1 protein-coding gene is annotated in these 602 nt (G+C 42.4%); it reads left to right on the top strand.

All coding sequences use genetic code 11. The features are described from left to right. Window positions 1-168: 168 nt before the first annotated feature. On the top strand, window positions 169-602 hold a 434-nt coding region (locus WMO25_RS18680), incomplete at its 3' end, for an ABC transporter permease (protein ID WP_435384329.1).

The raw sequence follows: 602 nt of genomic DNA, 5'->3' as shown, positions 1-602 counted from the left end.
ATCGTCAAATCTGTGACTTTCAAGGGTGTGCATTATGAGACGATTGTTACTACAAAATACCGCGATTACAGAATCGACACAACGGATTATTTTGCTGTCGGACTGGAAGTGGGACTGACATTTACGCCGGAAGACATTCATGTTATGTGGCAGATGGGGAGTTACTAGATGAAGCATTTTAGAAAATTAACAGGGCCGTATTTCGCCTGGTTGGTGCTGTTTGTTCTGATTCCACTGGTGTTGATCGCGATTTACGCATTTACCACAAGTGGCAATCCGGTGAAAACACTGAACTTTACATTGATGAATTTTGCGAAGATCAATGAACCAACTTATATCAAAGTATTTATCAAGTCCATTGAGATGGGTGTTCTGACAACCGGAGTCTGTCTGATTCTTGGCTATCCGATGGCTTACCTTATTGCAAAATGTCCGGAGGAGATGCAGGATATGCTGATCATGGCGGTAACCATTCCGACCTGGATCAATATGCTTCTGAGAACCTATGCGTGGATGAACCTGTTATCTGACAATGGTATTATCAACGGATTGCTCAGTGTGTTGGGCATTAATCCGGTGACAATGATGTATACGAATTTTTC

It is taken from the genome of Coprococcus intestinihominis (assembly GCF_040096555.1).
Lineage (GTDB): Bacteria > Bacillota > Clostridia > Lachnospirales > Lachnospiraceae > Coprococcus_A > Coprococcus_A intestinihominis.
The sequence above is the reverse complement of the archived record's forward strand: the minus strand, read 5'-3'. Positions and strand labels throughout refer to the sequence as shown.